Below are 11,363 nucleotides of genomic sequence, written 5' to 3' on the forward strand. Positions count from 1 at the left end.
TTCCCATGATTGCCGGGTTCAGGCCCGGTTTTTTATTTCCCTCGCTCTTTTCTCCTCGCCGCGCCAGTCCACGGTCCATCGGACCTCAAAACGTCAGCGCTACCCTGCCCCTTAATAGGGGGAGTCTCTAGGTCAGGTCACCCATGTCTGATTTAAGTCTTCAACTGCAGCAGGCCGCAAGCCAACTACCAGTTTCCAGTTACTTCGACGAAGCGCTTTTCCAGCGCGAAAAGGAATTCATCTTCCAGCGCGGGCCCCGTTATGTGGGGCACCAGCTCAGCGTGCCGGACACCGGCGACTACTACGCACTGCCGCAAGAAGGGCAAGGCCGCGCCTTGCTGCGCACGCCGCGCGGCGTCGAGCTCATCTCGAATGTGTGCCGCCACCGCCAAGCCGTCATCCTGCAGGGCCGCGGCTCGCTGCAAGGCAGCGCATCGTCCGGCGGCAACATCGTGTGCCCGCTGCACCGCTGGACCTACAGCGGCGGCGCAGGCGCACCCGCAGGCAAATTGCTGGGTGCCCCGCACTTTGCGCAAGACCCCTGCCTGAACCTGAACAACTATCCGCTGCAAGAGTGGAACGGCCTGCTCTTCGAGCAGCAGCGCACGGACGCAGGCGGCAGTGCCACCGACGTCGCCGCTGATCTCGCCGGCCTCGGCCCGCGCGCTGACCTCGACTTCACCGGCATGGTGCTCGACCGCGTCGAGATGCACGAGTGCAACTACAACTGGAAGACCTTCATCGAGGTCTACCTGGAGGACTACCACGTGGGCCCGTTCCATCCGGGCCTGGGCAGCATGGTTAGCTGCGACGACCTGCGCTGGGAGCTGAACGACAACTATTCAGTGCAGACGGTGGGTGTCGCCAATCGGCTGGGCAAGGCGGGCAGCCCGGTGTACGAGCGCTGGGAAAAGGCGCTGATGCGCTACCGCAATGGGCAGCCGCCCAAGTACGGCGCGATCTGGCTCACGTACTACCCGCACATCATGATCGAGTGGTACCCGCATGTGCTCACCGTGTCCACATTGCACCCGATGGGGCCGCAGAAAACCATGAACATGGTCGAGTTCTACTACCCCGAGGAAATCGCTGCCTTCGAGCGCGACTTTGTCGAGGCGCAGCAGGCGGCCTACATGGAAACCTGCGTGGAAGACGACGAGATCGCCCTGCGCATGGATGCCGGCCGCCACGCGCTCATGATGCGCGGCGACGATGAATTCGGCCCTTACCAAAGCCCGATGGAAGACGGCATGCAGCACTTTCACGAGTGGTATCGGGGCCGCATGAACTTCGCCTGATGCAGGCGCTCTGGATGATCGCGGGGTCGTTCTTCTTCGCGACGATGGCCGTCTGCGTGAAGTTCGCCTCGCAGTGGTTCCACAGCTCCGAGCTTGTGTTCTGGCGCGGCGTGCTCGGCATGCTGCTGCTGTGGGCGATCGCCCGCTACCAGCGGCAGTCGCTCGCCACTCGCTACCCCGCCATGCACGCCTGGCGCAGCCTGGTCGGCGTGATCTCCCTGGGCGCGTGGTTTTATTCGATCGGCTTCCTGCCGCTGGCCACGTCGATGACGCTCAACTACATGAGCAGTGTGTGGGTCGCTGCCTTCCTCATTGGTGGCGCGCTCATGAACTGGGACCCGAGGCAGGCCGGCGGCTCGCCGCTGCGCCAGGGCGCGCTGGTGCTCACCGTGCTGGCGGGCTTTACCGGCGTGATCCTCATGCTGCGGCCGACCATTGCGCAAAACCAGCTCTTCGCCGGGCTGATCGGCCTCATGTCAGGCCTGACTGCAGCCTTCGCCTACATGCAGGTCATGGCGCTTGGCAAGGCGGGCGAGCCTGAGACGCGCACGGTGTTTTACTTCGCGATGGGCTCCGCTGTCGGCGGTGCGCTGGGCATGCTGGTCGAAGGCATGTCGCCATGGAACTGGGCGCACGCGATGTGGCTCGTGCCGATTGCCGTGCTCGCTGCGCTGGGCCAGCTGTGCATGACGCGCGCCTACAGCAAAGGCCCGACACTGGTCGTCGCAAGCCTGCAGTATTTCGGGCTCGTGTTCGGTGCGATCTACAGCGTCACGCTCTTTGGCGACGCGATCACGCTGCTGGGCTGGGCCGGCATGGCGCTGATCGTCGCGAGCGGCATCGCGGCCACCGTCTTGCGCTCACGCGCTGCACCCAACGCACCCGCCGAAGAACACTGATAATTTCTGCCATGTACACCACGCTCATTTCTGCCGAACAACTGCTGGCCCTGCAATCTGCCAAGGCGCGGCTCATGGTCTTTGACTGCACCTTCGACCTGATGAACCCGGCGGAAGGCGAAAAGCAATATCGCGCGTCACACATCCCTGGTGCGGTGTATGCCAACCTCGATACAGCGCTGAGCGACAAAGGCACCTTCGACGCCGCCGGCAAGCTTCACCCGCATACTGATTCACCTTCAGGCGGACGCCACCCGCTGCCCAGCCGCGAAAAGTTCGCCATGTGGCTGTCGAGCGTGGGCTTCACGAACGACATGCAGGCCGTGGTTTACGACCGCAACAACGCCAACTACTGCGGCCGCCTGTGGTGGATGCTGAAGTGGGCTGGCCACGACAACGTGGCTGTGCTCGATGGCGGGCTGCAGGCCTGGCAAGCGGCTGGAGGTGCGGTGACAGACCGGCAGGAGCCTTCGCACTTCCAGTCGAACTTCGAGCTGCGCGCGCCCCTGCGCCTGCTCGCAACAGTGCAGGACGTCGAGCGTGGGCTTGCCAGCACCTCGCAGACGCTGATCGACGCTCGCGGCGCACCGCGCTTCAAAGGCGAGGTCGAACCACTCGACCCCGTTGCAGGCCACATTCCCGGCGCGCTCAATCGGCCGTTCACGAGCAACATCGGCCCTGACGGCAAGTTCAAGCCGGCGGCCGTGCTGAAGCAGGAATTTGAAGCGCTGCTCGCAGGGCGAGACGCATCGTCAGTCGTGCATCACTGTGGCAGCGGCGTGAGTGCCGTGCCCAACGTCATCGCGATGGAACTCGCGGGTTACGCACCCACTGCGCTCTTTGCCGGCAGTTGGAGCGAGTGGTGCGCTGACCCTTCGCGCCCGGTCGAAAAGGGCTGAGCCCTAGAGTTCGCCGCGGCTGTCGCCGGACAATGCAGCCGCCGCCGAATTGTTTTCGTCCGAATTGCTTTCCTTTGGCCCGGCCCAGTACAGTACCGAGCCTGGAATGGCCGTTTGAAACTCTTGCATGTACGGCGCGCATTCCGGCGGAAGCACAGCGACTGAACGATAGTGACCAGCGAAGGGCACTTCCATGACAGGATGTTGCTTCTCGTTGAAGAACTTCGCGAATTCATTGACGAGATGATCCGCGGTGTACTGGCCCGGCTCGTCTCGCGTTCCAGAGTTTGGCGCTGGCTTATAGGCCGCCAACAGCTGGCCGCTGCCGAAATAGGACTTCGGAATGAACAGGATCGTGCCCGGCAACTTGGGGTACAGATCGTAGGTGGCGCGCTGGCTGGCAGGCGTCTGCGGCGGCACAGCAGTCGGTATGTTCGGCGGATAGTCATACACATTCCGCTTTGAACCTGTGCGCGGGTTGTAGGAGAAGCCGCCAAGATACGGACGTGCCCCCAGATTCTTGCCAATGATCCGGTCTAACCAATGCGCGGTACCGAGAATGATCAGGGAGCGTTCCGTCGAAGCGACAAGCTCGGCGACATCAGCACCCTGCGTGTCCCAGAAGTTCACAAAGGTGAAGTTGGCCGACTCGTGCATGAACGCATTCGTGTACCACTGGATGTGGTCAGCAGTGATCCCCACACGCCGGCTCTGAAGCGTCGACGCAAGCACCTGCGCTCTCGTTGTGCGATCCGCCCGGGTGGCCCTCTCGCGCGCCTCGACGCCGGATGCGGTTTGCTCTGCGGTGAATCCGCCTTCGAACTTGATGACCCATGGCTCGTCGGGCATCACGTCGGCCATTGCTTCGGCGCCCTCCAGGGCAGCAAGTGCGGCGTCAAGATCCCTATGACCGTCGCCGATACCGACATTCGTTGCGCATAGCTGCAGTGCGCCGCCGGCCAGCCACCGGATTCCGCTGACATCAGACACGTCAGTCGCCGCTTGGCCGGCTGCCGCGGCTGTGCCGGCGCAGCCGATCACAAAACGCAACACGCCAGCCAACGAAGGCCCGCCCAATTTCAGAGTGGGTGACTCGCCGGGGCCAATCGACGCCTGCGAACGCTCCTGCGGCAAGTTCATGGGCTGCGCAGCGGGCTGCGGCATATGGATGCGAAGTGCTTTCATGCAAAATCCCTTGAAGCGTTGACTTCCGGCCCAACGGGCGACGGCAGGCCGGGCCCCAGGAAGAACGTTTTGCGCCACTCAAGGGCTGCAGCGACTGCGTGACGCACCACTTCGAGCAGGCCGGCCGAGGTCGCGCCTTCGAATGGCTGGACACATCGCAGCACCATCTCACCCGTGACAGGGTTGCGGCTCATCGTCGGCGGATTCGGATGCGGCAACACGAAGTTGGCGTCCATCAGCGCTTTGAACATATCGATGGCGCGCGGGTCAGTTTCGGGAACGGCGCCGAACTCTGTGAGGATGAAAAGATGGTCGGCGCATGTCTCGGGAAAGTACAGGAAGTTGACAGCCACGCCCTGCAGGTTCAAGTGGAACGCTATCGTGCCTTCGAGGGTCTCGGGAAGTTCGAAGCGGGGCTCTTGTAGTAAATCGCACAAGCCCTCACAAAGGGTCTGGAATGTGTTGGTGTTCATGCCCGGTTGGTAACCGTTCGCGCAGCATCGTTCCAAGTCCACGCTGGTTTGCATGCGCCCTACGGCATCTTGGACAGCATCTTGGACGGCGTTGTCGAGCTCTTGAAGGCTCCTGTAGGACAGCTACAACCTCCTGCCGCGCTTGCTGCGCGATGCCGCTTCATAGGCGTTCATCATGGGTGTGACCGACAAACCGTGGACCACGATGGAGGTCACGACGACCGACAGCGTGAGCGCCGTGAGCTTGTCCGCCAGGTCAGGCGCCAGGCCATGGCTCATCGCATACATGAGGTAGTACAGCGAACCAATGCCCCGCACGCCAAACCAGCCCAGCAGCCAGCGCTGCTGCGACGAACTCGACGACCGGTACATGCCCACCGCAACGGCCGCGGGGCGGATGAGCAGCAGCAGCACCGGAACAAACCACCACACGGCGTTGTGCCACTGCACGGACCACAGAAGCGCACCGATCGTGATCACCACAGCCAGCTCGCCGATGCGCTCGACCTTTTCATTGAAGCCCAGCACGGCCTGCGCCATGAACGCCGGCGCATGCTGGCGATCGACGGCAATGACGTCTGCCACCTCCTGGTCAGGGTCGGGGTCGGCGTAGGCTTGGGCCACGACTTTTGCCGCGCTCTCACCCGGCGCCTGCGATTGCACCAGGTGGCGCAGCGCCACACCGGCAGCGAACACCGCCAGAAAGCCGTAGGCATGCGCAAGCACTGCCGCGCCATAGGACAGGGCGATCAGGCCCAGTGCCAGAAACTCATCGAGCCCCACGGCCTCCTTGTGCTCGCGGCGCAGGTACAGCACGAGCCGGCCCACGGCAAGGCCCAGCAACGCGCCGATGCCCAGCCCCGCGAAGGTGCCCCACACCCCATCGACCAGCAGCCACCGCCAGCCGTACTTGCCGATCTCATGCTGGCCGAGCAGGCCCAGTCCCAGCATCACGAACGGAAACGCCGTGCCATCGTTCAGCCCGCCCTCGCCGGTCAGCGCAAACCGGAGGCGGTCGCGGTCAGTGGGCTTGCTCAGCTGCACGTCGGAGGCCAGCACAGGGTCGGTCGGCGCCAGAATGCCGCCCAGCAGGATGGCCGCGCCCAGGGGCAGGCCCAGGAACAGGTAGCCAATGGCCGCAATCGCCAGTACGGTGAGCACCATCGACGTGAGCGCAAGCCGCAACGGCAGTATCCAGCGGCGGTCCTTCAGGCCAGGGCTGAGCTTCAGGCCCGCCGTGAAGAGCGACACCAGCACGACCACCTCGGTCAGCCGTTCGAGCAGCTCGGTGTTCGCTTGCACATCCACGCGCATGAGGTTCACGCCCCAGGGGCTGACTGCCAGCCCCACCACCAGGTAGAGCATGCCGGTGGACAGCGGCAGCCGCGACAGCACGCTGCCGCTGAGCGCCATCAGGATCATGAGCAGGCCGACCAGCACGGCCCAGAGGGCGAAATAGTCCATGCGGCCATTGTTGGGCACGCGGCAGCTCCCCCGTGTGGGGAATTGCCGCGACTTCAGACGCTTACAACAGCGCGCCGAAGAGCGACCAGAACCGCTCGTGCAACCTGGCAACCATCGGGCGGGCCTGCCAGCTTTCGTAGGTGATGCGCTTGGCGCGCTTGAGATCGTTCGCGAAGACCTGCGTCTGCCGCTCGGCGAAGGCCTTGTCGTAGATGTTCAGGTTGGCTTCATCGTTCAGTCGGAACGACCGCACGTCGAAGTTCGTCGAGCCGACGGACGTGAGGATGCCGTCGACGATCATCACCTTGCAGTGGTACATGGTCGGCTGGTATTCATACATCTCGGCGCCCGCTTCCAGCAGCTCGCCCCACAGGCCGCGCGAGGCGCGTCGCACCGTCTCGGCATCCATGTGCTCACCGGGCGTGATGATGCGCACTTTCACGCCACGCTTGATCGCCATGACCAGGGCCTTGCGGGTGATCTCGTCGGGCACGAAATACGCGCTCGACAAGTCAATGCTCCGCGTGGCCGCCGTGATCGCCAGCAGGTACATCATCAGCATGCTTTCGCTGCCGCCATTGGGTGAGCTGGCGAACATCTGCGCGCTCTGCGTGCCCACGGCCGCCAGCGGCGGAAAGTAGTCGGCGCCGTGCAGCACGCGGCCTGTGGTCTTGGCCCAGTTGTCGAGCATGACGCTCTGCATTTGCGCGACCACCGGCCCCTCCACCCGGAAGTGCGAGTCGCGCCAGTGGTCCGGATCCTGTGCGTGGCCCGTCCACTCGGTTGCAATGCCCACCCCGCCCGTAAAGCCCACCTTGCCGTCGACGATCAGCAGCTTGCGGTGCGTGCGGTTGTTCATGCGGCCCAGGTTGTACCAGCGCAAGGGGTGGTACTTCTCGACCTCGACGCCTGCATCCGTCATCTTGCTGATCATGGCGCTGTCGGCCTTGGCACTACCGATCCAGTCGAGCAGTACATGCACCTTCACGCCGGCCTTCGCGCGCTCGCTCAGCGCATCAGCGAACTGCTGGCCGATCTCGCCCGACCAGTAAATATAGGTTTCGAACAGCACCGTCTTTTTCGCGGACTTGATCGCATCGAGCATCGCCGGAAAGATCTGGTCGCCGTCGATCAGCTCCTGCGCCTTGTTGCCGTCGATGATGGCTGGCCCGAGCATCAGGCCCATGGCGCGCATGAACTGCGGATCGTCAATGGAATACAGGTGCGGTATGACCGTCTCGACCTTTTTCTCCGTGCCGGCGAAATTGGCGAGGATGAGCGCGACGAAGAGCGTCGCGATGACGGTGGTGAGGATCACTTTGTGGGTTTTTTTCACGGGTCATTGGCCAAGTGCCGCCGATGCTAGCGTCGTGCAAACGCCCCGTGGGCTCACCCCGCCCGGATTCGGCCAAGTCGCGGCGGCGGCCTACAGCAAATACAACTCGAGCAGCCGCCTGCGCTCCGCGGCACCAAGATGAAGGCCGTCGCTGAAATAGCCTTCGAGGCTGCCGTAGTCCTCGTCAATTGCCTGGTAGGCCGCCTGCAGGAACTCCGGCCGCACGCCGTACAGCACCTCCACCACATGCGCCGGCAGTGACCAGCCCTTCATCGACATCGGCTTGAGCCGCTGGTTGGTCAGCAGGTAGTCGCGCATCACGTCGTCATGCGTGGCGCCAAGCGCATGAAGGATCAACGCCGCGGCGAAACCGGTGCGGTCTTTGCCCGCCGTGCAGTGAAACACCGTGGGCGTGTCCGAGTGCATCAGGTGCGCAAAGAATTCCGCGAAGCGATGCGTGTTCTGGCGCACGAAGCCGCGGTAGGTGTCCTGCATGTGCGCAACGGCATCCTCGCGCGTGAGCTTCTCGCCGGCCGCAACCAGTGCGCCCAGCACCTGCACCACAGTGGGCTCGATGGCCAGCGAATGCACCGTGACTGTGGGCACCGGACACACCGCCTCGGCGCGCTCGAAGATGCCGCGAAAGTCCAGCACGCGGCGGATACCCAATGCGCGAAAGTGAGACGCGTCGTCTTCGTCGAGGGCGCCAAGATGATCAGAGCGATAGAGAAGCCGGGGCCGCAGCCGCGGCATCAGTACCGCAGGGCTCTTGAGATCCCGGAAGTTGAAAGCACCATTGATTTTCGGGTCCATTGCCTGTGATTATCCCAGCCGTTCAACGCCAGGCGGCCCTGGCACGATCGCGCACCTGCAACACCGGCGTTGCGGGCCGGGCCGAAGTGGGCGAGCCTTCCTGCGCCTGCGGCCACGTGACCTGCTCGAAGTTGGCAAGCGTGCCATCCGTGATGAAGCGCGTGCGTGCGGCGTACATGTGCCTGTCGCCACCAGCGCCTTGCTGCGTCACGTAAAAGCGGTGGGGCACCAGCAGGTAAAGATGGTCTTTCGCGCGTGTCATCGCGACATACAGCAGGCGCCGCTCTTCCTCGATTTCATCGCTCGTGCCCGTGGCCATGTCGCTCGGGATGCATCCGTCGACCACATTGAGCACATGCACGCACTTCCACTCCTGGCCCTTGGCGCTGTGGATGGTCGAGAGAATCAGGTAGTCCTCATCCAGATGCGGAATGCCGGACTGATCGCTCGTCGACTGCGGCGGGTCCAGCGTGAGCTCCGTCAGGAAGCGCTCGCGGCTGCCGTAACCCGCCGCAAGCCGCACAAGCTGGTCCACGTCGAGCTTGCGCACGTGCGCGTCGTCGTGAATGCGCTCGAGCTGCGGCAGGTACCAGGCCTTGGCGAGTTCAAGATCGGCGGGCCAGGCCACGGCCGGATCGCGCAGTTGCGCATAAAGCGTGACGAACTGCGACCACTCGCCGCGCGCCTGCGCCGGTGGCTCGAAGGCCTGCAGTGCCGTGGCCGGATCCGCCGCCTGCGCCATCGCATCGAGCAGTCGTGTTGCCGTGGCCTGGCCGATGCCGGCGATCAGCTGCGTGACGCGAAAGCCTGCCATGCGCCCGCGCGGATTCTGCGCGAAGCGCAAGACGGCCATCACGTCTTTCACATGCGCGGCCTCCAGAAACTTCAGCCCGCCAAACTTGACGAAGGGAATACTGCGCCGTGCAAGTTCGAGCTCCAGTGCGGCGCTGTGTGTGCTCGTGCGGAACAGCACCGCTTGCGACTTCAAGGTGGAGCCGGCTTCGCGCTGCTGCAGCACCTGGTCGGCCACCCACCTGGCCTGCATCGCTTCATCGGGCACGAGCACGAGTTGCGCGCGATGCGCGGAAGGCTTTTCCGTCCAGAGGTTCTTGGCGTGACGCTCGCGTGCCTGCTCGATCACGGCATTGCTGGCCGCGAGAATCGGCTGCGTGCTGCGATAGTTGCGCTCCAGCGTGACGATGCGGGCGGGCTGTGCGAACTGGTGGGGGAAATCCAGGATGTTGCGCACCGTCGCGCCGCGGAATGAGTAGATGCTCTGCGCGTCGTCGCCCACCACGGTGACGCCCTGCCCGGTGGGCTTCATCGACAGAATGATCTCGGACTGCAGGCGGTTCGTGTCCTGGTATTCATCGACCAGCAAATGGTCGAAGCGCTCGCCGATCTCCTGCGCGAGCGCGGGCTCGGCCATGATCTCGGCCCAGAACAAAAGCAGGTCGTCGTAGTCGACCACGTTCTGCTGCTGCTTGGCCTCGACATAGCCGCCGAACAGCCTCTTCAATTCAGCTTCCCATTGCGCGCACCACGGATACACCGTCTGCAGCACTTTGTGCAGCGGCTCACGCGTGTTGAGCACGCGCGAATAAATGCCGACACACGTGCCCTTGAGCGGAAACCGGTTCTTTGTTTCTGACAGGCCGATGTCGTGGCGCACCATGCCCATCAGGTCTTCGGCGTCGCCGCGGTCGTGAATGGTGAACGCCTCGTCGAGCCCGATGCGGGCCGCGTATTCGCGCAGGATGCGCGCGCCGATGCTGTGGAAGGTGCCTGACCACGGCAAGCTGGGCAGCGACTGCGTGGGCGCGAGGCCCAGCGCCTTTTGCAGCACACCGCCCACGCGCTGCTCCATCTCTTGCGCGGCGCGGCGGCTGAACGTGAGCAGCATCATTCGCTGCGGATCAGCGCCACTGCGAATCAGGTTGGCGACGCGATACGCCAGCGTGTTCGTCTTGCCCGAGCCAGCGCCTGCGATCACGAGCAATGGCCGCGTATCGCCCGCCTGCTCACCCACACCATGCTGCACGGCCGCAAGCTGCTGCGCGTTCAGGTCGTGGAAGAAGTTGCGGGAAGTGTCTGCGGTTGGAGCTGGGACTGGGTCGGTCATTGAAAACGGCGGGGCCTGCACATTATTGACCTGACCCCAATGCACTTGAGATTCTGATTTCCGCCATTGTGTTCAGATAATGGACACTACGGATATGAGATCGCTGTCGCGCGACAGCGTGGCTCGCTGCAACCTGCCACAGCGCCTGCAACTTGAATTCCAGCGTGTACTTCGCCATCGCTCTCTTTCCCATTTCAATACCCTCCCTGCTGCCGAAATAGCACCTCGGCAAGAAATCCATTTTGCGGAGGCAAGGCCAAAGGTTCGTTGGCTCTCGTCAGATGACAAAGTGCAATATGAGTTTTATTCTTTGGGGAAGCATGAAATTGCGCCGCAGGATTTAATTAAAGAAGAAATGCTGCGCCTTGCGGTTTCAACTCTTCAGAGTATTAACGCGAGTAGCACGACGCCAAATCACAAGTAGCCAGATTCCACCAACCCAGAGGGCGCCGGTGCCAAAGTAGATCGCAGCAGTCGGCCAGCCCGCACTAAAGAATTGGGATGCGTAGGAAGCGGGAAACCAGAACAACGTCCACACGATTTGTATCGCACGCAAAACTATAAACTCCGAGTCACTCGTTAACCTACCTTGAAATGCCGTGACCGCAAGTCCTAGGCTTATCGCGATGCCAAGGAGGCCATGAATTGTTGCAAGAGCCAACAGTTTGAGTACGGACCCACGCAATACGGCTTTTGCCAACCTGCACATTCGAAAACCCTTTTCAGTAGGAGCGTTCATGAAGCGTTTTTGAACCGCCCCGGTATTTGAGGAGGCTCTTTCATTTGAGAAGATTGAGCCATTATGAGGAAGTCAAAGTTTTCACCCGAGGTGCAGGATCGTGCAGTACGCATGGTCTTCGACGCCAAGGACCAA

10 protein-coding genes are annotated in these 11,363 nt (G+C 62.8%); 4 read left to right on the forward strand and 6 right to left on the reverse strand.

Features of this window, described 5'->3' with window-relative positions; genetic code table 11:
* The first annotated feature begins 143 nt into the window (after positions 1 to 143).
* From GHT07_RS18740 to GHT07_RS18750, 3 genes are read left to right on the forward strand one after another with little or no spacing between them, the layout of a single operon-like run.
* The gene (locus GHT07_RS18740; RefSeq protein WP_153586628.1) at positions 144 to 1,298 is read left to right on the forward strand and encodes an aromatic ring-hydroxylating oxygenase subunit alpha; all 1,155 of its coding nucleotides are present in this window, start codon (positions 144 to 146) and stop codon (positions 1,296 to 1,298) included.
* Positions 1,298 to 2,197, forward strand: coding sequence for a DMT family transporter (locus tag GHT07_RS18745; protein ID WP_153586629.1), 900 nt, complete (start codon positions 1,298 to 1,300; stop codon positions 2,195 to 2,197). Before GHT07_RS18740 ends, GHT07_RS18745 begins: the two co-directional genes overlap by 1 nt.
* 11 nt (positions 2,198 to 2,208) lie before the next feature.
* Positions 2,209 to 3,096: a sulfurtransferase gene (locus GHT07_RS18750; protein ID WP_153586630.1), complete on the forward strand. Its 888-nt coding sequence runs from the start codon at positions 2,209 to 2,211 to the stop codon at positions 3,094 to 3,096.
* Between the two features lie 3 nt (positions 3,097 to 3,099).
* On the opposite strand, the gene GHT07_RS18755 is transcribed toward GHT07_RS18750, so the two are convergent.
* From GHT07_RS18755 to GHT07_RS18780, 6 genes are all read right to left on the reverse strand, one after another.
* Complete coding sequence (locus tag GHT07_RS18755) at positions 3,100 to 4,236, reverse strand: hypothetical protein (RefSeq protein WP_153586631.1); 1,137 nt, start codon at positions 4,234 to 4,236, stop codon at positions 3,100 to 3,102.
* A gap of 41 nt (positions 4,237 to 4,277) precedes the next feature.
* Positions 4,278 to 4,808, reverse strand: a complete 531-nt coding sequence (locus GHT07_RS18760) for a CesT family type III secretion system chaperone (RefSeq protein WP_153586632.1) — start codon at positions 4,806 to 4,808, stop codon at positions 4,278 to 4,280.
* Between the two features lie 69 nt (positions 4,809 to 4,877).
* A complete protein-coding gene (locus GHT07_RS18765) occupies positions 4,878 to 6,218 on the reverse strand; it encodes a cation:proton antiporter (RefSeq protein WP_153586633.1) in 1,341 nt (446 codons plus the stop codon).
* 61 nt (positions 6,219 to 6,279) lie between these two features.
* The gene (cls, locus tag GHT07_RS18770; RefSeq protein WP_323741012.1) at positions 6,280 to 7,554 is read right to left on the reverse strand and encodes a cardiolipin synthase; all 1,275 of its coding nucleotides are present in this window, start codon (positions 7,552 to 7,554) and stop codon (positions 6,280 to 6,282) included.
* Between the two features lie 90 nt (positions 7,555 to 7,644).
* Positions 7,645 to 8,367 (reverse strand): tyrosine-protein phosphatase, encoded by a 723-nt coding sequence (locus GHT07_RS18775; RefSeq protein ID WP_153586634.1) that lies wholly within the window; start codon positions 8,365 to 8,367, stop codon positions 7,645 to 7,647.
* Positions 8,368 to 8,389: 22 nt separating this feature from the next.
* On the reverse strand, positions 8,390 to 10,489 hold the full coding sequence (locus GHT07_RS18780) for an ATP-dependent helicase (protein WP_153586635.1): 2,100 nt from the start codon (positions 10,487 to 10,489) through the stop codon (positions 8,390 to 8,392).
* 94 nt (positions 10,490 to 10,583) lie between these two features.
* Between GHT07_RS18780 and GHT07_RS18785 the strand changes: the two genes are divergently transcribed.
* The gene (locus GHT07_RS18785; protein ID WP_153586636.1) at positions 10,584 to 10,913 is read left to right on the forward strand and encodes a hypothetical protein; all 330 of its coding nucleotides are present in this window, start codon (positions 10,584 to 10,586) and stop codon (positions 10,911 to 10,913) included.
* Positions 10,914 to 11,363 lie beyond the last annotated feature (450 nt).

Source organism: Caenimonas koreensis DSM 17982, assembly GCF_009646335.1.
Taxonomy (GTDB): Bacteria; Pseudomonadota; Gammaproteobacteria; order Burkholderiales; family Burkholderiaceae_C; genus Ramlibacter; species Ramlibacter koreensis.